Origin of the sequence: Vreelandella rituensis (assembly GCF_003336665.1) — a bacterium.
Classification (GTDB): Bacteria; Pseudomonadota; Gammaproteobacteria; order Pseudomonadales; family Halomonadaceae; genus Vreelandella; species Vreelandella rituensis.
Map to the genome: position 1 here is coordinate 1 of NZ_QPIJ01000017.1, position 26,243 is coordinate 26,243.

Here is a 26,243-nt window from a genome sequence, read left to right on the forward strand (position 1 = left end):
CTTTTTCAGGACGGCTGCTTTACGTTCTTCGGAATAACGTGGCACATGGACTCCATGCCGCTCCCTCTGGATTTGATTTAGGCGATAACGCCAACCGGACAACTAGGCTGACAGAGGGGGCAAGTCTGACCCATACAAACTGCTTCACTTTGGGCTGAGTTTTAAAGACGTAGACAGCATCCTGAACCATCGTTTTGGACACGCCTGGGAGCAGAAAAGATACCCCCAGGAGCGCATTCAGGCTGGGATGGTCCAGGCTCTCAAGGATCGAATGCGTGATGGTAGTACGTGGGTCAAGACTAGTCAGCTATTAACGCGAGCATCTGATTATCTGAAATCGTCCTCCAATTGTGAGGAGGGTATTGAGTGGCTGAAAAGCTCACCGGATATTGCTCTGTATCATGAGGATGGACGCTTTCATGCCACTGCCACTGCTATACAGGAGTTGGCTGTAGCTAGGCGCATAAAGCATTTGATTGATCTCAGAAAGCCACTCACCGGGGTTGAGGAAGGTATTGTAAATGACGTCATTGGCGAGCTGCCCTATGAGCTGACCAGCCAGCAAGAGCTTGCCATTTATACGAGTCTAACCGAGGGGATTAGTGCGATCACTGGAGGTGCCGGAACTGGCAAGACCACAGTGCTTTCGACCTTCCTGAAAGCCGCTGACCGCCTTGGGTACAGCATTCACGCTATTGCTCTATCGGGTCGCGCTGCAATGCGTCTGCATGAGTCAGTCGGCTACCTCACGATGACCATTGCACGATTCCTGCGAGAAGATCCAGTGACAGATAACAAAGCTTTGCTGGTCATCGATGAAGCTTCTATGATGGATCTGCCCACGATGTTTCGCATCATCAACCATATCAATCCCAGCTGTAAGTTGGTTTTGACTGGAGATCCCAGCCAGTTGCCACCCATTGGCATCGGAAAGATACTGCACGATATTGTCCTCTCGACGCACGTAACAAACACGACGCTGGACATTGTGAAACGCCAAAAGAGAACCACTGGAATACCTGAGTATTCGGCGACCATCAATGCTGGTGTGGTTCCGGAGTCACTCAGTGCAGGCAATATCTATTTTCATGAAGTTCTAGATCCTCGTCTGGCCAAGGAGAAGGCTGTAGAACTCTATGCCCAACAGCCTTGCGACTCTCGCGTAATTGCCGCAACGGTAACTCGCGTTGGTGAGATCAATGGTGAGATTCAGGAACAGATAAACGGTGACTCTCCGCTGCTCAACTTCAATCTTGATGGTGAAGATTTTTATCTGCGGCTAAGGCTGAACGACCAGGTCTTGTTTACTCAGAATCACACCAGCGCTGGAGTACAGAATGGGTCTCTTGGCGAGCTAATCAGCATTGATCAAGTCGATGATGTGATTGGCTCTGTGAGGTTGGATACAGGCGAAACGGTCGATTTGCAAGGTGGCTTGATTGATGCTTTGAGCCTTGGATATGCCATGACGCTCCACAAAGCTCAAGGGAGCCAGTTCGGGCGGGTCATCGTCCTTTTGCAAGACACTAGATTAGTGGATCGCAGCTGGATCTATACAGCGATCACAAGGGCAGTGTCCGAGGTCCACATAGTTGGCGACCCCCGCGTGTTTGAACGTTTCGTGAAAGCTTCACCGAAGGCCTTTCGACGGAAGACCATGCTCACCAATCTCATTAACTACCTACACAGTGAACAGGATTCCGGACACCGCTGAACAAGCTGAAAGGCTCAGTACGCAATTATAAGCAACCTTTTGATCCAGTTGGAAATGACGACTGGGAAGCCCTGCTGCTGGAAGGCCTGACGCCCGACACCCGAGAGTTGGAGGCCTATCTTGATGTGTCAAGGTAGGCCTATACGTGTTCAAGAGCGATAAACTGCTATCAGCCTTTTAGGTGTTCCACCAGCGCCTGGGCGAAGGTATCGGTGGTGCCGGTGCCGCCCATGTCTGGAGTCACCATATCACGGCGATTCTCCAGCACGGCGCGAATCCCTTGGCGAATTGCGTCACCCTTTACAGTCATGCCGAAGTGGTCGAGCATCTGGGCGGCGGCCAGCAGCAGCGCGCAGGGATTGGCAATTTTCTTGCCTGCAATATCCGGTGCCGAGCCGTGCACCGCTTCAAAAATCGCGGCTTTTTCGCCGATGTTCGCCCCTGGGGCTAGGCCCAAACCGCCCACTAGGCCCGCGCATAGGTCAGAGAGAATATCGCCGAACAGGTTGGTGGTAACGACGACATCGAACTGATGAGGGTTCATTACCAGCTGCATGCAGGCATTATCCACGATCATCTCTTGGAATTCGATTTCGGGGTATTCGCTGGCGACTTCTCGGGCAACGTCTAAAAACAGGCCTGAGCTGGTTTTGATGATGTTAGCTTTGTGAATGGCGGTGACTTTCTTACGGCCATTCTGCTTTGCTAGCTCAAAGGCGTAACGCACGATGCGCTCGGAGCCTTTACGGGTCACTTTGATCACCGAGATGCCGGTATTGCCGTCGTCGATCATCTCTTGCCCGTCCGAGAGGTAAGCCCCTTCGGTGTTTTCCCGCACGGTGATCAGATCAATGTCGTCGTAGTGAGAGCGGGTGCCCGGAAAGCTAACGGCGGGGCGAACGTTGGCATAGAGGTCAAAATGTCGGCGTAGCTGCACGTTGATCGACGAAAAGCCCTTACCAATCGGCGTAGTGAGCGGACCTTTCAGGGCAATGCCGTACTTTTCAATGGCATCCAACGAGGCTTGAGGAATCAGCGTGCCGTGCTTTTCAAGTGCCACCAGGCCCGCGTCGACAAACTTGTAGTTCAGCCCGCACTCAAGGGCGTCTAGCACTTGCAGGGTGGCGTCCATGATCTCAGGGCCGATGCCGTCGCCTTTAATCACTGCTACTGTCTGGCTCATCTATCGCTCTCCTCATGCTCGTTAATGTCTCTTTTAGTGAAGCAATGGTACGCCAAAATGTCGCAGCGGGTTACTCTGCCTAGAGTAGTGCAGAGGCACGGAGCAAGCATGGCGCCTGAGATGCCTGCTGCATTGCAGCAGAATAGCTAATACATTTATTCTGCATACCTGATCTATCTGATCGGTATTCTGGCGGGCCTGGCCATTGGGCTGGGCCTGCCGAACGTGACCTCACGCCTTGAAGCCTTTCCGGACGCTGCTCGGCGGCCTGCTCTATACCACCTTCACCCAGGTTCCATTGACGCGGCTCGGCCAGGGGCTCAGGGATTGGCGCTTTCTGGCGGCCCTGCTACTCGGACTTCGTGGTGATTCCCGGCGTCCTGATGACCTTCCTGGCCGATCAGGCCGGCGTGCTGTTGGTTCTGCTGGTCCCTTGCACCGACAGGTTCATCAACTTCACCCACCTGGGCAAGGGCGATGCTGGTCAATCCATCGCCGCCGCGCCAGTACTTCTACTCGTGCAGTTGCTGGCTCTGCCCATCCATCTCTGTCTCTTCCTGGGAGCAGAATGGCTTCAGGCCGCGATCAACACCCTCCTGCTCGTCGCCTTTATGGGATTAATCTCACCCCCCTGGCCCTGGCCTGGGTGACCGAGCGTCTGGCCAAGCGTAGCCTTAATGCCAGACGGTGAGTGCTTGGCTTGGGCATGCTGCCCGTTCCACTGCTTGTGCTGGTGGTCTTCGTCATCGCCGCCTCCCAGGTGACTGTGGCCAGCCCCAGTGGGATGTTGTTTTGCTGGTTGCGACTTAATCAGAAGGATCTTGCCAAAGAGCCTGGATATCATTGTATAGATATTCGGATTATCTGGTTGATAGATTCCATTTGTTCCTCCGGCCCCCTTGATCTTTCCAGCGAGGTTCAAAAAATCGAGGTTGAGAAAATGCTTGAGAACGACATCGCATAAAATGCCGGCGAATAGGTTGCAAAGGGAGGCAGGTGCGCTAGGGCGGGCTGGGGAAGGTATCGGTGAGTAATTGAGTCAATGTATTACTCCTCTTGCAGTTACCAGCGACCTCGGGAAAGGTAACTGGATGGTCAGGCAAATAAGCGCTTACGATAACAAAACCTTGAATGCCTATTCAGGCGAAGGAACATGGCCGCTTTGCACTTCAACAAGCCAGTTGGCATACAGCACTGCTTCTTGGTTGTCGTTGGCGATTAGATGAAGGTGCTTTAGGTGTCGGTGCTCCTTGGATTCGTTCCAGATCGTCAAGGAAAGCCTTGCTGCTAGGGCATCTTCCACGGGAGGCAGCCCAACTTGCTCCGGAAGCGGTAAGGCTAGCGACGCGATCTCGTGGATTTCCGCAACTCGCATGGCAAAACGGTAACACATGAGCAGTTCCTCCCATCCGCTCTCCGACACCTTGGCGGGTGGCATGAACTTGATCGTCTTGGGGGTCGTCTCACCAGGTGACCAAGTCATCCAAGCTTGACCCTCTGCCGCCTTGCCAAGGTCGCGTCGCTGATCTTCGGTGGCCGGCACCACCATGGCATCCAAAGTCTCTGCCTCAAGGTCCTGTTGTGTTCTGACCTCTATCGTTAAGTCGTTCTGTGTCAGTTTCAGCATGTCTCCTCACTCGGCACAATTGATGCATTTCAGCACGGTGGGATCCCACTCCAGCCGCTTGGCGGCAATCCATTCACCACACTCGCTACACTCACCAAACGTTTTCCGCTCCAGGCGTGCCAAAGCTGCGTCGATACGCCAAATCATCATTTGACGGCGATCCTCCCCAGCCTTGGCCATGGCTTGGCCCTGAAGGGCATCCATGCGCGATAGGCGGCCCACTGACTGCTGGTCCAGCATCACCGTGGCGCGGCTCTCCTTGCTCTCGAAGCTCTGATCGATCAGCAATGCCTTGGTGTCTTCCAACTGGCGGGTGATTTTCTCTATATCGATATCTGGATGATTCACATTACCAACCTCCTTATTTGAATCGCACCCGACCACCAAACCTATGGTCTGAAACCTCTTGATGGAGGTTGCGGTGTGCCTTTCAGCATACGACGAGACTAGAGTCTATATGGCATATGGAAAGAAGTGTAGACAGGCCTGGTTATGCCAGTGACACAGCAGCAACCGCACCGGATTGAAAGTCTCAAACGAGATCCTCTGTAACACTCCTTGGGACAAGGATTTTCTTAATGTAAGCTGTGCCCCTCTCGCCGCGAAGAATACTACTATGTCCCGCTCCCTCGGCATCGCCCTCGGCCTGTTGGCCGCACTGATCACGCTGGGCTTGCTCTGGCAATGGCTCGCCATGCAAGATCTGCTGTCCATCGAGCAACTCAAAACATGGATCGCAACTGCTCCTGCTTGGCGCGATAGTCCCTGGACCTTTCTGATAGTGATGGCAGGGTACGCTGGAGCTCTGCTGGTGATGTTTCCGCTGAGCCTGATGGTGGCCCTCACCGGCCTGGCGTTTGGCCCTACTTGGGGCTTCGTCTACGCCACCCTGGGGACCCTCACTTCCTCGGTGGCTTCCTATTGGGTGGGACGTTGGCTGGGACGCGACGTGTTAATGGACTACGGCGGGCGTCACCTGCACGGCATGTCGCGCTATCTGGCGAAGCGCGGCATCCGTACCATGACGGTGATTAATCTGCTGCCGCTGGCCCCCTTCACGCTCACCAACATGATGGCCGGCGCCTTTCATTTACGCTTTAGTGACTACATGATTGGCTCGACGTTGGGTATCGTGCCCGGTCTCGCCGTAGTAACACTGCTGGGCAGCCAGCTCGGGGCTCTGGTCACCGCCACCAGCCGCGAGGAGCTCGGATGGTCGCTGGCGGGCCTGGCGGCTGGCATCATCCTATTGGTGGCGCTGCGCCGCTATGTTACCCAACGCGGGCGACGAGATCAGCGCCGCCAGGGTCGACCGGAGTGATACTGTGCCAGTAAAAAGGCATAGAAGTCATGGACGCGTCTGGCGAAGGTGCTGACATCATGGGTTCCAGCAAAGATCCTTGCCTGTTTGCCGAGTCGCGAACGCAGAGCCGGGTCAGCCATCAGCGATTGTAGCCGTTCAGCCCAAACCTCGCGGTTTTCGGGGGTCTTGAAGCCATTTTCACCCTCTATCACCACGTCATCAATGCCGCTGGAGCGTACCGTCACCACTGGTAGTCCCGCCGCCATCGCCTCGAGGATCACCATGCCTTGGGTCTCCGACTTGGACGCGAACACGAAGATGTCACCAAGATGGTAGTAGAGTGGCATCTCGTCAGGGGGCACGGCCCCCACCAGCACTACCTGTTTGCCTAAGCCCAGTGCCTCGACCCGTGATTGGACATGTGAGCGTGCAGGTCCATCACCCACCAGCAGCAGCCGGAAGCGGCTCTCACCTTGCCCATGTAGCCCAGCCAAGGCCTCCAGCATGAATTCGATGTTCTTCTCCCGACTGATCCGCGACACGCTGATCAGTACCACCTCGTCGTCGGCGATGCCATGGATCTCACGGAGCTCCTTCAGGTGAAGTTCATTAACTTCGCTGAAATGTTCGACATCGATTCCCGTTGGCTGCACAAGGGTATTTGTTGTTACCCCGATGACCCGCAGATACTCCTCAGCCGAGTCGGTTGGTACTACAACTCCCTGACACTTGTTGGAGAAGCGCCGGATTAGATAGTGAGAGATCAGGTTGCGGAACAGCAGGCCTGGCAGCGGCACGAAGTGGGCGTAGTGCTCTAGGCGCGTATGGTAAGTGTAGACCACTGGCACTTTCAGCCGCCGTCCCATGAATAAGCCCAGTGACCCGAGCCAGAAAGGATGATGGACATGAATGATATCTGGCTTGAAGTCGCGCAAGCGGCGTCGCAGATGCCAACAGAAAAGGTTCGACAGGCGAAATTCACCCTTCTCGCCAAAAGCCAGCAGCGTCGGCGCACGCTCGATATCTCCGTTGACGTCGGCGGGCTCACGGTAGCGTGGCGCGAACAACAGCACCCGATCTCCCAGCGCCTGCAAGCCTCGGCGCAATCGCTCCACCGAGATCGTTACCCCCGAGACGAAGGGAAAATAGTTGTTGGAGTACATGCCGATCCGCAGTGGGCGCCCCTGAAATGGGGTGGGGTCCACGTCGAAGTCGGGGTAGTAGTCCCGTTCCTCCACCACCAGACGGTGTAGATGAATGGTGAGTAGGATCAATCCGCTAACAATCAACAAAAAACGCAGGTAGCTCACATAGAAGAACGAGTAAACGCTGTTCCAGATGCTATCTACAGTGCGCTGCCAAGCTGGGACGTTGACATCCAGCCGGACCGGCTCGATGGCAATACCCTGAGGTGACACGTCTACGTCGACATAATGGTGAAAGCTCGACTCGGTATCGAAGATCAATCCGCCCGCCCCGCCAGTGGTCACATACTCGACCCCATGGGTCTTGATCCGCGAGAAAAGGGTCAGGTTGGCCGAGAACACCACGTCGACCCCATGTTGCTCGAACAATGTGATCAGTCCTTGGCGGAAGGCCGGTTCATCGAGGTAGTGGTCGGATTCGAAGACCGGCGTCTCTTCCAGTTCCCGATGAAGGGGAAGACCGATGAAGACGATGCGATGAGCAGTGGTCGAGGCAGCGAGCTCGCGCTCCAGCCAGTCCAGCTGCCAGGAAAAGGAGGACTTGCCGGTGCCATCAAGAAACAAAAAGTGGGCATTGTCGACGACGAAGGAGAAGAAATGCGGACCAAACCGCTCGTAGAAGCGGAAGCTGCCGAAATCGCTCTCTTCATTGTCGCCAAAGGTCAGTAGATATGGCATCTCCAGCCCGGATAGCAACCGGTGAATAGTACGATAACTTTCTTCCTGGCCGCCACTGACTGCATTGCCGGCTGAGACCACGAAATCGTAGTCCGCGATATTGAGGCGCGGCACGATCTCCTCGCCAAACAGGCGGATCGAGTTGTTGATGTTGCCAACGACAGCGAAGCGGAAATCGCTGCGTCTCTCCAGTCGCTGGCGAATCTCCTGCACTTGAGTGGCATGCACGGATTCCTGATCCGGATCCGTCAAATGCAGATAGCCCTGATACAGGATCAGTCCTAGTAACAGCAACAAGTTGGTGTAATAAAGGGGACGCAGCCAGGTTATCCTCCGACGCATGGGGGCCGCTCCCTATGGTTTATCCGAGACATTCCTCTCACCATCCTGGCGAGTCGACCCATGGAAAAACAGCGGCTATCGCGCCCCCCTGATGGCATCAGGCGAATACCTGGGTCCACTCGCCACGCTTGGCCAACAAGCCGCGAGCGAGTTCCTTGGCACCCTCCAGGCTATGACTGGCCGCCCAGCCACATTGCATTTCGTTGCAGGCCGGTACCTCGGTGGCCGCGAGCACGTCCTTCAGAGTGTTCTCCAGAAGTGTAAGTACACCCTCATAATCATCGTGATTGATCACTGCCACGTAGAAACCGGTCTGGCAGCCCATGGGGCTGATATCGACAACCTTGTCGGAGTGGTTGCGCGACAGCTCGGCCATCAGGTGCTCCAGGGAGTGCAGCGAGGGCATATCCATGTGATCCTGGTTGGGCTGGCAGATACGCAGGTCGTACTTATGGATGCGGTCACCGTTCTCACCTGTCTTGATGTCGGCCAGGCGTACGTAGGGGGCCTTCACCTTGGTGTGATCCAGGGTGAAGCTTTCGACATTCATTTTTTGCTCGGTCATTGAGATTACCTTGGGGTTCTATGGCTAAAGGAGGCACGGCGTAGCCGCCAGTGCCGGTTTCGATAGTTTCAAGTTTTAGGTTTCGTAGGCGGGTTTAGATGCCGGCTGCCTGGCGAAGAGCGTCGGCCTTGTTGGTCTTTTCCCAAGGAAAAGCGGTAAAGATTTCGACTTGCTGCTTGCCTTGATCATCGATCCAGGCGTAGCTGGATTCGAACGGCTCGCGACCGAAATGGCCGTAAGCCGAGGTCAAGCGGTACATCGGATGCAGCAGATCCAGCATCCGGGTGATCGCGAAGGGGCGCAGATCGAAATACTCGCGCACCAGTTCGACGATCTTGGCTTCCTCGATCTTGCCGGTACCAAAGGTATCGATAGCCACCGAGGTCGGTTCCGCCACGCCAATGGCATAGGCCACTTGAATTTCGCATTTGTCGGCTAGGCCTGCGGCGACGATGTTCTTTGCCACATAACGCCCGGCATACGCCGCGCTACGGTCGACCTTGGACGGATCCTTGCCCGAAAAAGCCCCGCCGCCGTGGCGCGCCATGCCGCCGTAGGTGTCGACGATGATCTTGCGACCGGTCAAGCCACAGTCGCCCACCGGACCCCCTATCACGAACTTGCCGGTGGGGTTGATGTGATATTGGGTCTTTTCGTCGAGCCATTCCGCCGGTAACACATGCTCGATGATTTCGCTCTTGACCATCTTGCGCAAGTCTTCCTGCTCGATGTCCGGATCATGCTGGGTGGAAAGCACCACCGCATCGACGCCGCAGGGTCGGCCTTCAGCATTGTAGCGGAAGGTGACTTGGCTCTTGGCGTCCGGACGCAGCCACGGCAACATGCCGTGCTTGCGCAGTTCCGCCTGGCGCTCGACCAAGCGATGGGAATAGTGGATCGGGGCCGGCATGAACGTCTCGGTTTCGTTGCTGGCATAGCCGAACATCAAGCCCTGGTCGCCCGCGCCTTGATCTTCCGGCTTGGTACGATCCACGCCCTGGGCGATGTCCACGCTCTGCTTGCCGATCAAGTTGATCACCCCGCAGGTGGCGCCGTCATAACCGACATCCGAGGAGGTATAACCGATATCGGTGATCACCTCTCGCACCAACGCCTCCAGGTCCACCCAGGCGGTGGTGGTAATTTCACCGGCAATAATGGCTACACCGGTCTTTACCAAGGTTTCGCATGCCACGCGCGCCTGTTTATCGCGGGCAATGATGGCGTCCAGCACCGCATCGGAAATCTGGTCGGCGATCTTGTCCGGATGCCCCTCGGAGACGGACTCGGACGTAAACAGGGAATATTCGCTCATTTATCTCATCTGTTGGTAAAGAGTGAAGGAAAGAGGATATCAACTGACCCGATGGTAGCCGCCGATGACACCTTTCTTGCTGAGCACGAACTGCCAGAGCTGGATGTCGCGGGCGCGGAAGGCCCCGGCACAGCTGAGCAGGTAATAGCGCCACATGCGGTAGAAGCGCTCGCCGTAGACTGCAGCAAACTGTGGCCAGGCGGCCTCGAAATTCTCGTGCCAAGCCATCAGGGTCTTGTCGTAATCGGCACCGAAGTTGTGCAGGTCTTCGACCACGAACAGTTCCTCGGCAGCGTCGGTGACATGACCCAGAGCGGGCAGGTCGCCGTTGGGGAAGATATATTTGTCAATCCATGGGTCCGGCGAGGTGCCACGCACGTTCTTGCCAATGGTGTGCAACAGAAAAAGTCCGTCATCCTTCAGGCAGCGCTCGGCGACCTCCATGTAGGTTCGATAGTTTTTTCGACCGACATGCTCGAACATGCCGATGCTGATGATGCGATCGAATTGCTCGGTTTCTTCGCGGTAGTCCTGCAAGCGAAACTCCACCGGCAAGCCTTGCTTCATCAAGCTCTTCCCGTAGTCGGCTTGCTCGCGGGAAATGGTCAGGCCCACGCATTCCACACCGTAGTGTTCGGCGGCATAGGCCATGAAACTTCCCCAGCCGCAACCGATGTCGAGCACCCGCATGCCGGGTTTCAGCTCCAGCTTGCGACAGATCAGATCGAGCTTGGCCTCCTGGGCTTCGACCAGGTTATCGGCATCTTTCCAGTAGCCGCAGGTGTAGGTCATACGTGAGTCGAGCATGGCGGCATAGAAGTCGTTGCCGAGATCGTAGTGAGCCTCACCGACCTCGAAGGCACGCTTGGCGGTCTGCAGGTTAAGCAGACGGCTACGCAGATGATGAAAGACCAGCTTGCGCGGATTAATTACGTCGGGAAGCCGGGCACGCATCAGGTGATAGAAGAATTCATCGAGATGCTCGGCGTCCCAGGCACCGTTCATGTAAGCCTCGCCGAGGCCCAGATTGCCACGGGCCAGCGCCTCGTCAATAACACCGTGGGCATTGAAGCGGATGTCCCAGGGGCGGTCGCCGTTGATTTGGATGTCCGCCTTTTCCAGCAGCTCGGCGACGAAGCGCTGGGAAGAGGAGAATTCATCGAAGAAGGCAGAATGGCTGAAGGTAGTACTGTTCAATGGTTAATTCCTTGTCATGCCCTCCATGAAGGAGAGGCGCTGTCATAGGGAGACCTCATATCAAAGTAAATGGAAAATATCGCATGTCAGGGTGGGGTGAGCGTCATCTTGTTGACTCCTCTGGGTAATGCACTTGGCTTTAGGAAATAAAAAAAACCGGCGCACACCAAGGTCGGTGGGCCGGTTTCGGGGAAATCTATCGCAGCAGCAGGACCGGAATCGTCGCCTTGCGCAGCATCTCGGTGGTGGTGCTGCCCACCAACAGGTGGCGAATCCGTGAGTGGCCGTAAGCCCCCATCACTAGCAAATCTATATCCTGTTCTTCTTGATAGGCACGTAGCGTTGCCTCCACCTCACCGGCGCGAATGGTGCCCTCGGCCTCATGCCCAGCTTCGCGTAGCGTCTTCAACGCCCAGTCTAGCTGTGAGCGGTGGTCGCCGGTCTCGGCGCCTACGATCACCACATGTACTGGAATGGCGTCGAACAGCGGACTACGTGCCAGCATTTCCACTCCTTTGCGGGTGGTCTTGCTGCCGTCGAAGGCGAGCATTACCTTCTCCGGTCGCTTGAAGGAGCCGGTCACCATCAGGATCGGCCGGTGCAGGGTGCGTACTGTCCGTTCCAGGTTGGATCCCAGGTGATTGATGTCCTGATGAGCCGTCTCGCCGCGCTTGCCCATCACCAACAGCCGGATCTCGCTCTGTAGTTCCTCCAGCGTCTCCACTAAAGTGCCATTGCGCTGACGGCAGGTTGAATCACTCACCCCGTTCTCGATGGCGCGCTCCTTGGCCTCCTTGAGCAACAGGCGTCCCTGCTCCTGGGCTACCTTGGCGCGCTGCTCATCGAGGTCCGCCAGCTCTGCAAGCAGTTGCTCACGCGAGCCCAGACCGATATTGCCAGAGAGATTGCGCTCCTCTGGCGGTAGGTGGTTGTCGTTTACGTGCAGGAAGGTCAACGGGGCCTGGAGTACCAGGCTGGCCCAGGCAGCGTAGTCGCACACCTCTTCGGAAAACTGTGAGCCGTCGATGGCGGCCATTACCTGTTCTGTCATAGCGTACTGCTCCTTAATGGCCGCCCATCAATTTCTCGACGGCTTCGGGGTCGTCATGCACGGCATAGCGGTCGACGATGGTGGCACTGGCCTCGTTGAGACCGATCATCTCCACCTCCGTGCCCTCGCGGCGGAACTTGATCACTACCCGGTCCAGGGTCTGGACGGCGGTGATATCCCAGAAGTGGGCGCGCGACAAGTCGATGGTGACCTTCTCCACGGTTTCCTTGAAGTCGAATGCCTCGCCGAAGCGCTCGGAAGAGGTGAAGAACACCTGTCCCACCACACGGTAGATGCGTCGGCTTCCCTCGTCGGCTTCCTCGCTGCCGATGTAGAGGATGTTGCCGACCTTGTTGGCGAAATTCATGGCGGCAAGCAGCACACCGACGAAAACGCCAATCGCCAGGTTATGTGTGAACACCACGACGACCACCGTCGCCACCATCACCATATTGGTGCTCATCGGGTGATTCTTGAGATCCTTGATCGAGCTCCAGCTGAAGGTACCGATGGAAACCATGATCATCACCGCCACCAGGGCCGCCATGGGAATCTGGGAGACCCAGTCCGCCAGGAACACCACCATCAGCAGCAGCACAACACCGGCAATAAGCGAAGACATGCGACGGCGACCGCCTGACTTGATATTGATCACCGACTGGCCGATCATCGCGCAGCCCGCCATGCCGCCGATCAGGCCAGCGCCGATGTTGGCGATACCTTGGCCCTTGCACTCGCGGTTCTTATTGCTCTTGGTGTCGGTCAGATCGTCAATGATGGTGGCGGTCATCATCGATTCCAGCAAGCCCACCACAGTCAGCATCAGAGCCGTCGGCAGGATGATCATCAAGGTTTCGAGATTGAGCGGTACGTCCGGCCACAGGAAGATCGGCAGGCTATCCGGCAGCTCGCCCATGTCACCGACGCTGCGGATCTCCATGCCGGTGAGCATATAGACGGCGGTCAGTACCACGATGCAAACCAGCGGCGAGGGAATGACTTTGCCGATCACCGGCACATAAGGTAAGCCATAGATGATCGCCAGGCCGGCCAGCGTCATGGCGTATACATGCCACGTCACCCCCGTCAATTCAGGGAGCTGGGCCATGAAGATCAGGATCGCCAGGGCGTTGACGAAGCCGGTGACTACCGAGCGTGACACGAAGCGCATCAGCTCGGCGAGCCGCAGGTACCCCGCGATGATCTGCAACACCCCGGTGAGCAACGTGGCCGCCAGCAGGTATTCCAGGCCATGATCCTTGACCAGCAGAACCATCAGAAGCGCCATCGCGCCGGTGGCACCCGAAATCATCCCGGAACGACCACCGGTGAAAGAAATGATCACACAGATGGCAAAGGAGGCGTAGAGGCCGACCTTGGGGTCGACGCCGGCGATGATGGAGAAGGCGATAGCTTCGGGAATTAGCGCCAGAGCGACGACGATGCCCGCCAGGGTGTCGCCCTTGAGGTTGGAGAACCAACTTAGTTTCATTTTTTCGTACATGCTGCGGTCCAGTCAGGGGGTGAAGCAATTCAGCCTCGTGACACGATAGCAATGACGCACACAGCCACCCGGCACCTGGATAGATGCAGAGCAAGACAATGAAAAGTGAGAGTCACGTACGTGTCGGGGCAGAGGAGGCGCCATTGACGTAGCGTGATGATCAGGCGTGTCGCCTCGTTGATGGCGAGTCAGCCCGGAGAAGGAGGGAGCGCTAGGGCGGGGTCATCAGCCCTGAGAGAGAAGTTGTCATAGTGCTATAGCCTTTTATCGCGATGATCGACATTTTTCATAGAGCACCAGGGCCAGCCCGGTGTAATTACATGCCATCTCATGGAAACGAGCATTTTACCAAAATTCATATTGCATTGCACCCGGGCGTTGCATTGCTAAAAAGGAAGTAAATAACAATGCTTTTGATTGGAATGATAATCCACTGGGCAATCGTTCACCCATTAGGGATGCCTGGCTGGATGGTGGTGAAATAACCAGCATGAAGCCAATCAAATTGAAATTTCCGCCATGGACAACTAGCTTTTCTAGAGCATGCAAACTTGGAAGTACGAGTATTGCAGCAGCGCTGAAGTAACGGAAGCGCTTGGCTAATGCACTTCAAGTGATTGATAAAACGAAAAGGGAGACTAACGATGCAAGCCAAAGAAGTCATGACGACACGCCCTAAATACCTGAATACAGATGCCTCCATTCGTGAGGTGGCAGAATTGATGCGCGATACAGATTCCGGCTTCGAGCCTCTTGTTCGTGGTGATAAAGTGGAGGGAGTACTCACTGATCGCGATATCACCATTCGCGGCATTGCCGAAGGCAAGAAACCCGAAGACAAGGCAACCGATATCGCAACGCAAACTGCGCTCTATACTTTTTCAGACACGGATGTACTGGATGTGCTGAAAAATATGCAGGAGCAGGAGGTTCAGCGTCTATTGGTGCTAAAAAGCCCGGATCAGAAGGATTTGGTGGGCATTATTACCGTGGGTGATATCGCCGACCACTGCAACGATGAGGCCGTGCGCAAGGAGCTGGTCAATTGCGCCAAACATTATCGTTGAGCATTTTTTTGAGCTGTCCACAGGCTTTTGCAGCGAAGGACAGCCCCATTCATGCAATTTTCAGCTACTGATGAAGCGCGTTCACTTGATCTGCATCAACTGCACTGTGTGCATTTTCACCGGTGATGAATGTCGATGGCTGACCGATATAAGTGAGCGTTAAACGGTGCATGGCGCGTGTACAGGCCACGTAAAGCAGATTGCGCTCCATATCGGTGGTGTAGTTCTTTTCGCTCGCGTCCGGGACAACCACTCGGTCAAACTCCAGCCCTTTGGCCATGTGCGCGGTACAGACGACAATCCCTTGGCCAAAGGCCGCGCTATGTTCGCTTAATAGCTGCAAGCGTTTGAACTCGCCATCCAAGGCGTCAAACACCTTGCGCGCCTGCTTTTGAGTTTTGCACACAATGCCGAGGGTGTTGTGGTCGGATTGCGAAAAAACACGGGCCATGTCGGTAATGGCGGCTAGCTCGTCTTTGCGGCTACGGTAGCGCTCAACACTTGGCGGCTCGCCATGGCGTTCAATCGCTTCAAAATCGGGATTATAAGCAATTCTCTGGGCGAAATGGGCAATCTCGATGCTGGAACGGTAGCTTTTGTTCAGCGTGACGCATAGCGCTTGGCGCAGCACCTGGCGGATTTCCTCCGCCTTTGAGGCGCTATACGGGTTTACCGACTGGTAGGCATCGCCAAGGATGGTTTTCTTGCAGGAGAATAGCCGCCCAATTACGGCGTACTGCACCGGCGTGTAATCCTGCATTTCATCGATCAGCAGGTGCTTGACGTTACGCCAGGACGATTGCACGCCCTCCAGACGTATTTTGAGATAAATCAGCGGGAAGACGTCGGCGTATTCCAGCCGCCCGCGCGAGGCGGTTTTGAACATTTCCGGCTGCTCAATCCAGTCATAAAAGCCTTTGTACGTCTCGCGTAGCGTGGTCTGTTGGAGCATCTTTTTGACTGCGGCTTTGAGCTCTTTGCGCTCCTCTCGCTCCAGGTCGTAGTTGTATTGATTGCCGATCTTGCGCTCGATCTCCCAGCTGACCTGCTTCAAGCGCTCGTTGGTGGGCAGGTGACGATGCTTGCGAAACACTTCCTCAAGCAGCCAGGCGGGCACCAGGCGACGAGCGATCCATAGATCCTCGGCGACAAAGCGGTTGGCTTCGACGTGGGCGGCATAGCGGTCGAGTTGCGTTAAAAATGCGGGTGAGACTTTAAAGCGCAGACGCGCTTTCATCACGTCATCATTTTTCTCCAGTAGTGCAGTGGTCTGCTCGAAAAAGGTCTCGAAGCGATATGTGCCTTCCAGTAGCTCGTTGGCCAAGTCTTCCATGCCGATTTCATTCACCGTCTCTTCGCCAAGCTCGGGCAGTACGTTAGAGATGTAGTTGGCGAACACGCGGTTGGGAGAGATAATCAGAATATCTTTTGAGGTTAACGTGTCCTTGAAGCGGTAGAGCAAATAGGCGATACGATGCAGCGCAATCGAGGTCTTGCCCGAGCCTGCTACGCCCTGGATGATTAACGCATTCGCTTCATCGTTACGAATAATCGCATTTTGATCCCGCTGGATGGTTGCGACGATGTTCTTCATGCCCTCATCTGAGGCACGGCTGAGTTCGTCCTGCAGGACGTCATCGACCACGTGAACAGCGCTATCGATCATCAGTTCAATGGCACCGCCCTTGATGCGAAACTGGCGCTTGAGAGAGATTTCGCCAGCGACGTTACCCTCGGGGCTTTCGTACACGGCGGGGCCGGTTTCGTAGTCGTAAAACAGCGAGGCTATCGGCGCACGCCAGTCATATACACGGTTTTCCCCTGCCATATCGTCGCGAAAGTGGTGCACGCCGATATAAATCGGTTCCTGCCGGCCGTGGCGGGTAAAATCAAAGCGGCCAAAGTAGGGCGAGTCTTTGAGTTTTTCCAATCGATGGCGCCTTGTCAGCGCGTTATCCCCCGTCATCACCGCCTGCTGAATAGATTCGCGAGCAGAGATTTTTTCGATGTGATCCATCTCGTCGCGGCTGTTCCACAGATACTCTTTTTGCGTCTGAATATCATCCGCGTAGGCAGTGAGGCGTTCATCAAGCTCGGCAATATTGATGCTGATGCGCTGCAAAACATTTTCAAGATGATACTGTTCCGCATCGCGTTGGGGTTGATCGTTGGTCGTTGTCATTGCACCTGTCAGAAAATCAAATCAATCAATTGAAAAGAAAAGTGGGGCTATCCGCTTTAAACAGCACCGATTTCTCGTGTGCTTTGAAAGGTGATATCCGGCCATTTTTCCATAGTGAGTTCCAGTACGGCCCGGTTAGGAGACATAAAGGCTAGGGCACCTGCGGCATCGCGCGCCAAGCGGTTGGCGTTGGCTTGGGTAAATTTTTTCATGTGGGCGTCATCTCCCTTTACCCAAAGGGCTTTCTGTACCGGGACCCTATCAAAGGCGGCATCGATTTTATATTCCGTCAGTAGACGGTGGGCGACGGTTTCAAACTGTAGCTGGCCGACAGCACCGAGTACGATGCCGGTTTTTTCTAGTGGGTCAAACACCTGGATCGTACCCTCTTCGCCTAGTTCTTTAAGCGCTTTATTCAGCTGCTTGGCGCGCAGGGGGTCATTAAGCCGTGCGACTTTGAAGATTTCCGGTGAGAAGTGAGGAATTCCTTCAAGCTCAATCATATCGCCTTGGGTAATCACATCGCCAATGCGCAGTTTGCCGTGATTGGGAATGCCAATGATATCTCCAGCGTAAGCGCTGGAAAGATGCGCTCGTTCCTGAGCCATGAAGGTGATAGCGTGATCCAGACGAATGGGCTTGGCGCTGCGTACGTGCTTAACCTTGAGCCCTTGGCGGTACTCTCCCGAACAGATGCGCAGAAAGGCAATGCGGTCACGGTGCTGCGGGTTCATGTTGGCCTGAATTTTGAACACGATGCCGGTGAAATCGGGTGCGTCTGGGTATACGGTACGCTGCTTGGCTTCGCGTGGGCGCGGTGCCGGTGCCCACTCGACGAGGGCTTGGAGTATATCGCGCACGCCGAAATTATTGATCGCCGAGCCGAAAAACACGGGTGAGATATTGCCGTTCAAAAACGCCTCATGATCAAACGGCTCCGCTGCCGCTTCGACGACTTCCAGCTCTTCTTTAAAACTGGCATGAGCAATGGGGTAATGGTCGCGAAGAAAGGGATGGTCTGCGCCATCCAGTACCTCAATGGATTCATCACCGAGGTTGTTGACCCCTGGCATGAATTTGAGCATTTGCGCTTTGTGCAAGTCGTAAACGCCTGCAAAATCTTTGCCCATCCCTACCGGCCAGGTGATCGGTGCACAGCCCAGTTTCAGGATATCTTCAATTTCATCGATTAACTCAAGTGGTTCGCGGACTTCTCGATCCATCTTGTTGATAAACGTAATAACAGGCGTTTTACGTAGTCGGCATACCTCTAATAGTTTGATAGTTTGTGCTTCAACACCTTTGGCAGCATCAATCACCATCAAGGCGGCGTCGACGGCGGTAAGTACACGGTAGGTATCTTCGGAAAAATCTTGGTGGCCGGGCGTGTCTAGAAGATTAATCACACAGCCCTGGTGTTCAAATTGCATCACGGAGCTGGCAACGGAAATGCCGCGCTGTTTTTCGACTTCCATCCAGTCTGATGTGGCAAATTGGTTGCTTTTCTTTGCTTTGACTGTGCCCGCCGAGCGTATGGCACCGCCATACATCAAAAGCTTCTCGGTTAGCGTTGTTTTGCCCGCATCGGGGTGAGAGATAATCGCAAAGGTACGGCGGCGTTCAACTTCACGTTGCAGCGTTGTGGCACTGTTGTCAGCGTACTGAGAAGACATGTTACGAAACCTGGCTGAAGAAATGTATGTAGTGGGCCGGCTTTGTGTAGTTGATTAATCTTGCATGTATCGCCAAGTCTTTACGCCGCGCACTATTGCCCGGTTGGTCATGCTCAAAAAACGGCCTTTTTCTAGGATGGCCGAGGTAACACCGGAGCCGTGTATATCCTGATAGACGACGAGCAAAGGTTTTTTTGGATCAATGGGTAAATATTGATGGACGCTGATACCGCCATCGCTGGTTGAAAGCTGGACGATAGTTTCGTGGATATTCATACATTTCCCTTATAAATCAGGTGATTGATTTGAGGTGCTGCAAGCGAGCAGCATGAATAAGGAAAAGCTGAATAATTAGGGCGGCGTAAGCGGTAGGCGATGATGGAACACAGGGCGGGTGTCGTGTAGTAACTGTGACATGAGAAACCTCGTGCAGTTACCAGCGACCTTGGAGTTAAGGTATCTGGGAGAGTTAACAGGGGTAATGTTATCAGAATTGAGGCGAGGCGATCGATAGCCACTTCTCGCTAGGTAACAACCTCAACCAGCGCGATGTGATCGCCGTACGCAAGACAGTCTCCGGCCTGCTCAAGCTAATTAATATTTCCGCACGGTGGTTCTTCCCAAGGGCTGGACAAAGAAGATGTTCGCCAGTGTTTAGAATATACGTTGCAGGTGCGGCGCCGGGTGAAGGAGCAACACAAGAAAATCGGCGGCATGAAGTTCTACGACGTTCACTTCAGTTATATCGCCAAGGAAACACTGAAGGAGCATTTTGTTTCGGTGAAAGAGCCAGGCGGCGGACTGATTCCAGAGGGACAGGGCAAGCTCGGCGTTGTGCATACCATCGGGCTGAGTGACAAGGGGATACCAGGAGACTACCGCATCGAATTACAGGTCATGGCGGGCAGCGGCAAAATGGCCATGTCCGGTCTATGGAATTCCATGGTCGCCAAGGAACAGGTCAAAATGGCGTTTGATTACTTCAAGGCTAACGTCAGCCGCATCAGCGGCTCCAGCAAGGACATGGAGCGCAATTTTCACCTGCATGCGGATCACGCGCTGGCCAGCCTGGTGGCGTTCTCCTCCGGGCTGGTGGGAAAGCCCACCCAGAGCCAGATGGCCGTGCTAGGCGATATGAGCCTGGGTGGCAGCCTCAAACCCGTGGAAAGTCTCGCCGAGTGCCTGCAGGTAACGTTTGATGCGGGCGGCAAGCGCGTCACTCTCCCGATGAGCAGTGCCATGGATATCCCGACGATCCCCGGGGAGCTGTTCACCAAATTCCAGACCAGCTTCTACGCAGAGCCGGTGGATGCGGTGGTGAAGGCGCTGGGAGTAGAGTATAGGCCCATAGCGCATTTTCCCCTTTTTAAGGAGTTGCTTCACCATAACGAGCGCCGAGCTTGGGGCGACCTGAAGCCTGGAAGTTGGAATATGAGGGGAGAGTGCTAAGTTCTCACCGCTTAGGTAGATCCGTCTGCATCAGGGCTACACTGTTCATATTCACACAAGCGTCGGGGGAGGAGGTATTTATGGCACCGTCATCACAAGAGCTGATAGAAAATCCGCTAGAGCTGATTTTTGCCTACCGAGTCTTCGATCTTCGTGACCGCTTTCCTCAACCCCTGGAGACTTTTCGTGAGGCGTTGGAGTGCCTGCAAAGCGAGAGGGCCTACATGGCAGCGATGAGTGGTGAGATTGTCGCCTATCTGCGTGGTGGCTACTCTCTCACCATTCCAGAGCACTTTTTCCTTCGCCGCGCAGGTAATGATGTCACTATCGTTCCACCCGAAGAAAACGACGCCGTCTGTGTTGAAGTTGAAGCCTGGCTTCGAGAAACTCTCACGAAGCATATCGACACATTGGTGGTTCAGGACGCTTCAACGGTACGACCAAGCAGATTCGATTTGCTGCTGGATGAATGCGATCCTCAAGCATCAAAACCTGATACTGGTCACGAGGTTTTAGACTTGCTCAATGATAATAATGTATGGGCAGCCGCTATAGAAGTATTCGGCGGCAAGGAGGTGGCAAAGCGTTGGATGACCAGTCCGCTCGATATTTATGAAGGCCTTTCTCCAGTGGAGATGCTGCAAGAAGATCCGCAACGGGTATATGACTATCTGATCCGGATCGAGTATGGCGTATATACGTAAGGGGTTGCCTGCTTACGATCAAGGCCGTGTGAAAACACTCGGAGAGTCTCGGTTTCGGCCAAAAAGTGATCAAAAAAGCGTCCTCTCGCTCATTGTCGGGCTTCTGCCTTGTAAAACTTCTCCAGATTTCGCGCATGGAATCCATCGCCTGGCTGGCTCGAGGGAGTTTTCACACAGCCTCGGCCGTTAGCCCCCGTTCGGTCGCAAAGTGGTTTGGGCAGGCAGAAGAGAGGCAGGGTCGCAACCGAGCACCACGGCGATCTCGTATAACTTCTCTACGGTGATATTGACCTCCCCCCGCTCGATTCTCCCTATATAGCTACGGTCGATGCCGGTAGCCAAGGCAAAGGCGTCTTGGGAGAAGCCTTTCTCCTTTCGTTTTTGCCTGATGTTTCTTCCCAGTGCCGTTGCTAACTCTTCCATACCCGCCTCATTTCCTTTGGGCGGGACTATCCTTCGTTGCGGCCTATCTAGCCACGGACTATAATCCGCATTTCTTTTTGTCCCCCTACGGTGATGGCCATGTCGAGCACCTCTCCTTCCATTGATAAGCGAATTTTTGAATTCCTCCTGAACCCTGAAAATGCTCAGTTCACCGTTCGTAGCCTTCGGGATCAGTACATGGAGCAATACGGCATAGAAGCCCAGCACAGTACGGCTTTGCGACGCTTCATTTACGAACGAATCAGGGTTCTGATAACTGCGGGCTTAATCGAAAAGGACCGTGAACAGAGAAAACGTGATCAGCTTTTTCATGTCATGCCTTCCCTGAAGGAGGCTGAGCTATGCCTTGAGGGGGAATGCTTTGAAGCATGGCATCAGCGCCTCGCTCCTCACTTAGAGGAGAAGCAAAAAGCGTCAACAGTCAGTGAGAACACTGACCAGGAAAAGAAGGACGATGGTCATATTGAAAGTACCAGCTACTCCACTTTGGAGAAAAAACTGAAGGAGACAAAAAGTGATTTTTTTTCGGCGCTGGGTGAAGCAGAAACTTTTCAACAACTTATGAGTGATTATCCCGAACTCAAACCTGGTATTACCCTTGATTACCGCGACGCTCACGAGCGTAGCTCACGCCTGCTTGGCAATGTGAGCGCTCTAGAAAAAGCCCTGCACCGCCTGGGAGCTCCATAATCCAACCACTACGTAAATGGCAGTCAGACTGCTTGACGCAAGCCAAAGTACATTTTTCCAATCACAGTGACTTCTTCGTCCAAGCGACACCTGCTAGCGGTAAAACCCGGCTGGCTGCCGAAATAGCACAGTGGCTTCTTGAAGAAGGGCACATTGATTTCGTTATCTGCTTTGCGCCAACGAGAGAAGTAGTGGCCGGCATAGAGCGCACCTTTACTGCCGTATTGAATCAGCGGTTTGGCGATACGCTTGCCTCGGTGGGAGCTGCCTACACCTATCAATCCATGGAGTATCAATCCCCTGATTTTTGGACGTTATTCACGGCGTATCGCACATTGACCATTTTTGATGAGATGCATCACTGTGCAGGCCATGATCCGCTTCTCAGCAACACCTGGGGCCAGCAAATAATTCAGCGTATTCAAAATGCGGCGACATACACGTTAGCGCTATCAGGAACCCCTTGGCGCTCCGACAAGCTGCCAATTGCATTAGCCCGCTATACCGACCCCGAAGGCCAGCTGATCTGTGATTATCGCTATGACCTTCAAACCGCCATTCAGGATGGCGTGTGCCGTTCTCCGCGGATTACTCTGATCGACAACCCCCAGATCCAGCTGGTGGAAGAAAATGAAAATACGGCATCAGTACGTGCGTTCTCATCGTTTAAACAGCTGCTTGGCGAATCCCCAATCAGCTACGAAGACCTCTTGCGGCACGATGACATCCTTAACGCGGTGCTCGATGTCGGTATCGATCGACTTAGCGAGGTAAGGAAGACTGTACCCAATGCCGGCGGGCTAGTTGTGGCTACTGACATCGAACATGCCCACCAAATTGCGGAGCTGCTGAAGGCAAAGAACGAAGGCTATATGGTGGTAACTAGCCAAACACCCAGAGCTCACCAGCTGATTGATCAGTACCGGCATAACAGTACCCGCTGGATCGTCGCGGTCAGCATGATTTCAGAAGGGACTGACATACAGCGTCTATGTGTTTGCACCTACCTCAGCCGCATTCGCACAGAACTGCATTATCGGCAGGTGTTAGGTCGCATTCTACGAAAAATAGGCGCTGCAGATAACGAGGCGTGGCTCTATGTGATCGCCGAACCACTGCTTCGGAAATACTCTCAGAGAATCGCCGACGACCTGCCTGAGGATCAAGCAACGCTGCAGACCAAAAAACTCAATGAACGTCTGGAGAAAGCCCGTCTTGATCACGCTAACGGCTGTAGCGATAGCATTACCGCCACCAATGACAGCCATTCTCCAATCGAAGATGCTGACGAGAGTGAACAGCTGTCCATCGAGCCTCCGTTGCTAACGCTTAGCTTTTCTCAATACTACCGGCAGTACCTCTTGTCGCTGATATAACCACATCTATCCTCATATACCAGTTCCACCTAGTGCAATGAGCATGGACAAAGCTGCCTCAAACAAGCGGGAGTGACTCCCATCCCATGCGCGTGGAAATGCCCTTGAATGTATCGACGAATCGCCGCACCGGCAATTTATGGAGTGACTAAAAAGTTAAGTTTTGGGGCCTGTATTCATCTCAAGAATGAAAAAGTTAACTAAAATGCCGATTTTCTATAGATATTGAGCACGAAATTTTTGTGTAAGCGATCATTAGGTCCTTTGGTGTAGGGTCTTCCAACCCACCCACCCATCAAAGTTAACGAAAAAGTTATGGGATAGATCGACGCATTGCGCCATGGAAATCCGTTATGTTGAAAGATCGAAATAAGAAAAGGAATTGTTGCTGAAGGAAGATGATAGAGGCCGGCCAAGGGAAAGGCCAGCCGATGCCGCCTATTGCATGAATCAGACAGTGCCGAGAAAAGGTTGTTCAGGGGGTCATCAGGGCTAACGAATGATGCTTTCTATTATCATTACCGTTTTGGCCATTGCTGCTCTATTGCTTGTCTTCACTACTCTTCTTCGTCCCAGCTATCTTCTATGGCACGTTTCAGGCGGCGTTCTTCCAGCAAAGCTTCCACCCGTCGGCGAGCGCGCAGGGTATCGGTCTTGCTCGATGAACGGCTACGACCGTAGTGTTCGTCATTGACAGCTTCTGAGGTATCAAGTTCTTCGGAAGCGTCGTACGCTTCCTCGGTGAAATCACGATTCAAGGGGTTACGGCTCATAAAAGGCCCTCCAACCCAAAACCGGCTTGGCCGGTGACACAGCACTGCTTCAGCCTTCTCGACATGAAGCACCAAACGCTGCTATCAGCGCCTTTTTGCTATATATCGGTTCCGGAAAGTAAATGCAAGCCTTTAAGAGACGATTTTATTTTTCGAGTTATTCCTTGGCGTAATCCCTGGCGGTCAGTTTTCGATATTATGCTTTGCCTTCAGATGAGCCAGCGCATGCTGGGCTTCCACGCGTTCGGTCACGTCTTTCTGTACACCGATATAATAAGTCAGGTTGTCGGTTTCGTCGTACATCGGGGTAATGGAAAGCTCATTCCAGAACAAGGTGCCGTCCTTGCGATAATTACGCAATACCTCCCGGCACGGTCTGCCGGCCTTGAGAGCCGCACGAATCGCCGTCAAGCCTTCCTGGTCACGGTCTTCGTTTTGCAGAAAACGACAGTCGCGGTAGAGAATTTCGTCAGCACTGTAGCCGGTCAAGCGCTCGAAGCCCTTGTTGACATAAATGAGGATGTTCTCATCGCCTTCCTGTTCGGCAACCACAATACCGTCTTCCGAGGCGTCAATAATGCGTTCGAGTAGCGCCGGGTTGATCAAGGGGGATCGTTTCATCAAGGGGTTCCTGTTGCTGCTTCAATCCTTCCGGTGGTCTCGCGACCAGGCGGCATTTCTGGATATTTTCTGGAATATTTTTGCAAATATATTTGCGAATACAGTCGTGAATAGGATGACAAATGCTCCATCAAGCGGCTGTTATCCTGATGTCATCATGGCTAGCCGAGCCATGTATTGCAATTGGCATCGTTCAACAAAAAAACATCACTCCACTTCCGGCAGGCGCATAGCGCTCAGCATGGCGGCCACGGCGACAAAACTCAGTACCAGCAAAAGCATGGGGGTGCCCAGCCATTGAGCCAATGCCCCGAGTATACCCCCCACGAGTAACATCAGCACACCGGTCAAGGTATTGGAAAGCGCCACATACAAGGCCCGGTTGTCCTGGCCCGCCATATCGACAATATACGTCTTGCGCCCCAGGCGTACGCCATGATGGATGATCACCAGCAGCGCATAGACCAGGGCATAGGGCCAGATAGTCTCGCTCCAGGCGGCGGGCAGCCAGACGGCGACTGCGCCCAGCAGGCAGCACAGGCTGGTGCCCAGGGCGGCGTCGCGCATCACTCCCCGGCTGGAACGGTCGGCTCGCTTGCCCCATACCGGGCTCGCCAGCATGCCGGCAAGCCCGGAGACCACCACCATCAATCCCAGCCCACCCAGGTCGGTGCCACTTTGGCGCTGGCCGAGCAGGGCGATGTAGGGCAGGGCCAAGGCACTGGAAAGCAGCAGGGCTCGAGACAGATTGAAGTGCAGGAAGGTGCGATCCTCCCTGAGTAGCGATAACCCAAGCTTGATGCTGTCCCAGGCATTTTCGCCGCCTTCCACCGCGCCGGGCGTTTCGCGAATCCGGGCGGCGCACAGCGCATTGAGTACCCAGCCCAGCGCGGCCACCGCCAGCAGCACGGCGAGTGCCACTTCCCCGGGGCGGTCGTTGAGCAGCATCAGGATGCCACCCGCCACCAGGGTGGCCGCTCCTGCGACACTGCCGCTCCAGCCCATCAAGGTGCCGCGGCGTTTCTTGGCGATGGTCTTGCCCATCACATCTTTGGTGGCAATCGATGAAAGCCCGCGTGCCAGGGCCAGCAATGCGAGTACACCCAGCACCAGGGCACCGCCCAGGCTGCCGCGGCCAAACAGTGCCAGCAGGGCCAGTCCCAGCGCCGCCACAGCCTGCAAAAGGCCGCCGGTGACCCATACCCACTTGCGCCGGGGTTTCAAGCGAATGAAGCCGGCGACAAACAATTGCGGCAGCAGGGCGCCTGATTCGCGGATCGGTACCAGAAGCCCGACCATCCAGACCGGGGCACCGATCACCCCCATCAGCCAGGGCAATACCAGGCGAGCGTTGGAGAGTTCATCGGCCAGTTTGTTGCCCAGCGAGGCGACCAGGTGCAGGAAGAAATTGCGTGGTTGTTCATTGCAGGCGCTGTCGGCAATGTCGTCACACATTCGGCTGTCTTCATCGCCGGTCAGCCATTCGTACACCCGCGACTGGGAAACGTCCCGCTCGGCCATAGAGCCTCCTTGGCTGTTATCATTGCAGGTATTGTGGCGCGATAAATCGCCCTTAACCA

Annotated in this window: 25 protein-coding genes and 2 pseudogenes; 11 read left to right on the forward strand and 16 right to left on the reverse strand. The window is 54.6% G+C overall.

The genetic code is table 11. The features are described from left to right. Positions 1–271 precede the first annotated feature (271 nt). Positions 272–1,714 (forward strand): ATP-dependent DNA helicase, encoded by a 1,443-nt coding sequence (locus DU506_RS09035; protein ID WP_220254335.1) that lies wholly within the window; start codon positions 272–274, stop codon positions 1,712–1,714. Positions 1,715–1,883: 169 nt separating this feature from the next. Here DU506_RS09035 and DU506_RS09040 read toward each other — a convergent pair whose 3' ends face one another. Next, positions 1,884–2,897: an isocitrate dehydrogenase gene (locus DU506_RS09040; RefSeq protein WP_114486615.1), complete on the reverse strand. Its 1,014-nt coding sequence runs from the start codon at positions 2,895–2,897 to the stop codon at positions 1,884–1,886. A 383-nt stretch (positions 2,898–3,280) separates the two neighbouring features. Between DU506_RS09040 and DU506_RS09045 the strand changes: the two genes are divergently transcribed. After that, positions 3,281–3,547: a hypothetical protein gene (locus DU506_RS09045; protein ID WP_114486616.1), complete on the forward strand. Its 267-nt coding sequence runs from the start codon at positions 3,281–3,283 to the stop codon at positions 3,545–3,547. A gap of 56 nt (positions 3,548–3,603) precedes the next feature. Next, entirely contained in the window at positions 3,604–3,861 is a 258-nt protein-coding gene (locus DU506_RS09050) for a hypothetical protein (protein WP_114486617.1), read from the forward strand. Positions 3,862–4,032: 171 nt separating this feature from the next. Here DU506_RS09050 and DU506_RS09055 read toward each other — a convergent pair whose 3' ends face one another. Beyond that, positions 4,033–4,524: a hypothetical protein gene (locus DU506_RS09055; RefSeq protein WP_114486618.1), complete on the reverse strand. Its 492-nt coding sequence runs from the start codon at positions 4,522–4,524 to the stop codon at positions 4,033–4,035. Positions 4,525–4,530: 6 nt separating this feature from the next. Next, positions 4,531–4,872 carry a TraR/DksA family transcriptional regulator gene (locus DU506_RS09060; protein WP_114486619.1) on the reverse strand — a complete coding sequence of 114 codons (342 nt, stop codon included), beginning with the start codon at positions 4,870–4,872 and terminating at the stop codon, positions 4,531–4,533. A 268-nt stretch (positions 4,873–5,140) separates the two neighbouring features. Between DU506_RS09060 and DU506_RS09065 the strand changes: the two genes are divergently transcribed. After that, positions 5,141–5,845 (forward strand): TVP38/TMEM64 family protein, encoded by a 705-nt coding sequence (locus DU506_RS09065; RefSeq protein ID WP_114486620.1) that lies wholly within the window; start codon positions 5,141–5,143, stop codon positions 5,843–5,845. On the opposite strand, the gene DU506_RS09070 is transcribed toward DU506_RS09065, so the two are convergent. The 6 genes from DU506_RS09070 to DU506_RS09095 form a co-directional block, all read right to left on the reverse strand. Next, positions 5,818–8,052 carry a glycosyltransferase gene (locus tag DU506_RS09070; RefSeq protein WP_114486621.1) on the reverse strand — a complete coding sequence of 745 codons (2,235 nt, stop codon included), beginning with the start codon at positions 8,050–8,052 and terminating at the stop codon, positions 5,818–5,820. The genes DU506_RS09065 and DU506_RS09070 overlap by 28 nt on opposite strands. 97 nt (positions 8,053–8,149) lie before the next feature. Continuing rightward, positions 8,150–8,617 (reverse strand): S-ribosylhomocysteine lyase, encoded by a 468-nt coding sequence (locus DU506_RS09075; RefSeq protein ID WP_114486622.1) that lies wholly within the window; start codon positions 8,615–8,617, stop codon positions 8,150–8,152. A 94-nt stretch (positions 8,618–8,711) separates the two neighbouring features. Next, a complete protein-coding gene (gene metK, locus DU506_RS09080; RefSeq protein ID WP_114486623.1) occupies positions 8,712–9,932 on the reverse strand; it encodes a methionine adenosyltransferase in 1,221 nt (406 codons plus the stop codon). Positions 9,933–9,971: 39 nt separating this feature from the next. Beyond that, positions 9,972–11,129 carry a cyclopropane fatty acyl phospholipid synthase gene (cfa, locus tag DU506_RS09085; RefSeq protein WP_114486624.1) on the reverse strand — a complete coding sequence of 386 codons (1,158 nt, stop codon included), beginning with the start codon at positions 11,127–11,129 and terminating at the stop codon, positions 9,972–9,974. 196 nt (positions 11,130–11,325) lie between these two features. Beyond that, on the reverse strand, positions 11,326–12,180 hold the full coding sequence (locus tag DU506_RS09090) for a universal stress protein (protein WP_114486625.1): 855 nt from the start codon (positions 12,178–12,180) through the stop codon (positions 11,326–11,328). Positions 12,181–12,193: 13 nt separating this feature from the next. Next, positions 12,194–13,684 carry a SulP family inorganic anion transporter gene (locus tag DU506_RS09095; RefSeq protein WP_114486626.1) on the reverse strand — a complete coding sequence of 497 codons (1,491 nt, stop codon included), beginning with the start codon at positions 13,682–13,684 and terminating at the stop codon, positions 12,194–12,196. A gap of 644 nt (positions 13,685–14,328) precedes the next feature. On the opposite strand from DU506_RS09095, the gene DU506_RS09100 reads away from it, so the two are divergent. Further along, on the forward strand, positions 14,329–14,751 hold the full coding sequence (locus DU506_RS09100) for a CBS domain-containing protein (protein ID WP_114486627.1): 423 nt from the start codon (positions 14,329–14,331) through the stop codon (positions 14,749–14,751). A gap of 64 nt (positions 14,752–14,815) precedes the next feature. On the opposite strand, the gene DU506_RS09105 is transcribed toward DU506_RS09100, so the two are convergent. From DU506_RS09105 to DU506_RS09115, 3 genes are read right to left on the reverse strand one after another with little or no spacing between them, the layout of a single operon-like run. Further along, positions 14,816–16,933, reverse strand: a complete 2,118-nt coding sequence (locus tag DU506_RS09105; protein ID WP_114486628.1) for a HelD family protein — start codon at positions 16,931–16,933, stop codon at positions 14,816–14,818. 56 nt (positions 16,934–16,989) lie between these two features. Beyond that, positions 16,990–18,606, reverse strand: coding sequence for a peptide chain release factor 3 (locus DU506_RS09110; RefSeq protein ID WP_114486629.1), 1,617 nt, complete (start codon positions 18,604–18,606; stop codon positions 16,990–16,992). Positions 18,607–18,660: 54 nt separating this feature from the next. Beyond that, the gene (locus tag DU506_RS09115) at positions 18,661–18,882 is read right to left on the reverse strand and encodes a hypothetical protein (RefSeq protein WP_114486630.1); all 222 of its coding nucleotides are present in this window, start codon (positions 18,880–18,882) and stop codon (positions 18,661–18,663) included. 230 nt (positions 18,883–19,112) lie between these two features. Here DU506_RS09115 and DU506_RS22930 point away from each other — a divergent pair. From DU506_RS22930 to DU506_RS09125, 4 genes and pseudogenes are all read left to right on the forward strand, one after another. Then, positions 19,113–19,157 (forward strand): annotated as a pseudogene (locus DU506_RS22930) (hypothetical protein); the annotation flags it as partial. 76 nt (positions 19,158–19,233) lie between these two features. Beyond that, positions 19,234–19,287, forward strand: a pseudogene (locus DU506_RS22470) (hypothetical protein); the annotation flags it as partial. Between the two features lie 3 nt (positions 19,288–19,290). Further along, a complete protein-coding gene (locus DU506_RS09120) occupies positions 19,291–20,055 on the forward strand; it encodes a S16 family serine protease (protein WP_235825493.1) in 765 nt (254 codons plus the stop codon). 80 nt (positions 20,056–20,135) lie between these two features. Next, on the forward strand, positions 20,136–20,759 hold the full coding sequence (locus DU506_RS09125; RefSeq protein ID WP_114486631.1) for an MbcA/ParS/Xre antitoxin family protein: 624 nt from the start codon (positions 20,136–20,138) through the stop codon (positions 20,757–20,759). A 186-nt stretch (positions 20,760–20,945) separates the two neighbouring features. Here DU506_RS09125 and DU506_RS09130 read toward each other — a convergent pair whose 3' ends face one another. Beyond that, the gene (locus DU506_RS09130; RefSeq protein WP_114486632.1) at positions 20,946–21,182 is read right to left on the reverse strand and encodes a helix-turn-helix domain-containing protein; all 237 of its coding nucleotides are present in this window, start codon (positions 21,180–21,182) and stop codon (positions 20,946–20,948) included. A gap of 99 nt (positions 21,183–21,281) precedes the next feature. Here DU506_RS09130 and DU506_RS09135 point away from each other — a divergent pair, with 99 nt between their 5' ends. Continuing rightward, positions 21,282–21,893 carry a hypothetical protein gene (locus tag DU506_RS09135; RefSeq protein ID WP_114486633.1) on the forward strand — a complete coding sequence of 204 codons (612 nt, stop codon included), beginning with the start codon at positions 21,282–21,284 and terminating at the stop codon, positions 21,891–21,893. A gap of 32 nt (positions 21,894–21,925) precedes the next feature. Beyond that, positions 21,926–23,269: a DEAD/DEAH box helicase gene (locus DU506_RS09140; RefSeq protein WP_235825489.1), complete on the forward strand. Its 1,344-nt coding sequence runs from the start codon at positions 21,926–21,928 to the stop codon at positions 23,267–23,269. Positions 23,270–23,826: 557 nt separating this feature from the next. Here DU506_RS09140 and DU506_RS09145 read toward each other — a convergent pair. The 3 genes from DU506_RS09145 to DU506_RS09155 form a co-directional block, all read right to left on the reverse strand. Next, on the reverse strand, positions 23,827–24,042 hold the full coding sequence (locus DU506_RS09145) for a PA3496 family putative envelope integrity protein (RefSeq protein ID WP_114486635.1): 216 nt from the start codon (positions 24,040–24,042) through the stop codon (positions 23,827–23,829). 183 nt (positions 24,043–24,225) lie between these two features. Beyond that, complete coding sequence (locus DU506_RS09150; RefSeq protein ID WP_114486636.1) at positions 24,226–24,663, reverse strand: PAS domain-containing protein; 438 nt, start codon at positions 24,661–24,663, stop codon at positions 24,226–24,228. A 207-nt stretch (positions 24,664–24,870) separates the two neighbouring features. After that, the gene (locus DU506_RS09155) at positions 24,871–26,184 is read right to left on the reverse strand and encodes an MFS transporter (RefSeq protein WP_114486637.1); all 1,314 of its coding nucleotides are present in this window, start codon (positions 26,182–26,184) and stop codon (positions 24,871–24,873) included. Positions 26,185–26,243: the final 59 nt, after the last annotated feature.

Excerpts from the sequence above, each read along its gene's own strand:
- DU506_RS09035 (WP_220254335.1), top strand. The coding sequence starts at position 272 with ATGCGTGATGGTAGTACGTGGGTCAAGACTAGTCAGCTATTAACGCGA.
- DU506_RS09040 (WP_114486615.1), bottom strand. The coding sequence starts at position 2,897 with ATGAGCCAGACAGTAGCAGTGATTAAAGGCGACGGCATCGGCCCTGAG.
- DU506_RS09045 (WP_114486616.1), top strand. The coding sequence starts at position 3,281 with ATGACCTTCCTGGCCGATCAGGCCGGCGTGCTGTTGGTTCTGCTGGTC.
- DU506_RS09050 (WP_114486617.1), top strand. The coding sequence starts at position 3,604 with ATGCTGCCCGTTCCACTGCTTGTGCTGGTGGTCTTCGTCATCGCCGCC.
- DU506_RS09055 (WP_114486618.1), bottom strand. The coding sequence starts at position 4,524 with ATGCTGAAACTGACACAGAACGACTTAACGATAGAGGTCAGAACACAA.
- DU506_RS09065 (WP_114486620.1), top strand. The coding sequence starts at position 5,141 with ATGTCCCGCTCCCTCGGCATCGCCCTCGGCCTGTTGGCCGCACTGATC.
- DU506_RS09070 (WP_114486621.1), bottom strand. The coding sequence starts at position 8,052 with ATGCGTCGGAGGATAACCTGGCTGCGTCCCCTTTATTACACCAACTTG.
- DU506_RS09075 (WP_114486622.1), bottom strand. The coding sequence starts at position 8,617 with ATGACCGAGCAAAAAATGAATGTCGAAAGCTTCACCCTGGATCACACC.
- metK (WP_114486623.1), bottom strand. The coding sequence starts at position 9,932 with ATGAGCGAATATTCCCTGTTTACGTCCGAGTCCGTCTCCGAGGGGCAT.
- DU506_RS09090 (WP_114486625.1), bottom strand. The coding sequence starts at position 12,180 with ATGACAGAACAGGTAATGGCCGCCATCGACGGCTCACAGTTTTCCGAA.
- DU506_RS09095 (WP_114486626.1), bottom strand. The coding sequence starts at position 13,684 with ATGTACGAAAAAATGAAACTAAGTTGGTTCTCCAACCTCAAGGGCGAC.
- DU506_RS09100 (WP_114486627.1), top strand. The coding sequence starts at position 14,329 with ATGCAAGCCAAAGAAGTCATGACGACACGCCCTAAATACCTGAATACA.
- DU506_RS09105 (WP_114486628.1), bottom strand. The coding sequence starts at position 16,933 with ATGACAACGACCAACGATCAACCCCAACGCGATGCGGAACAGTATCAT.
- DU506_RS09110 (WP_114486629.1), bottom strand. The coding sequence starts at position 18,606 with ATGTCTTCTCAGTACGCTGACAACAGTGCCACAACGCTGCAACGTGAA.
- DU506_RS09115 (WP_114486630.1), bottom strand. The coding sequence starts at position 18,882 with ATGAATATCCACGAAACTATCGTCCAGCTTTCAACCAGCGATGGCGGT.
- DU506_RS09125 (WP_114486631.1), top strand. The coding sequence starts at position 20,136 with ATGGCACCGTCATCACAAGAGCTGATAGAAAATCCGCTAGAGCTGATT.
- DU506_RS09130 (WP_114486632.1), bottom strand. The coding sequence starts at position 21,182 with ATGGAAGAGTTAGCAACGGCACTGGGAAGAAACATCAGGCAAAAACGA.
- DU506_RS09135 (WP_114486633.1), top strand. The coding sequence starts at position 21,282 with ATGTCGAGCACCTCTCCTTCCATTGATAAGCGAATTTTTGAATTCCTC.
- DU506_RS09145 (WP_114486635.1), bottom strand. The coding sequence starts at position 24,042 with ATGAGCCGTAACCCCTTGAATCGTGATTTCACCGAGGAAGCGTACGAC.
- DU506_RS09150 (WP_114486636.1), bottom strand. The coding sequence starts at position 24,663 with ATGAAACGATCCCCCTTGATCAACCCGGCGCTACTCGAACGCATTATT.
- DU506_RS09155 (WP_114486637.1), bottom strand. The coding sequence starts at position 26,184 with ATGGCCGAGCGGGACGTTTCCCAGTCGCGGGTGTACGAATGGCTGACC.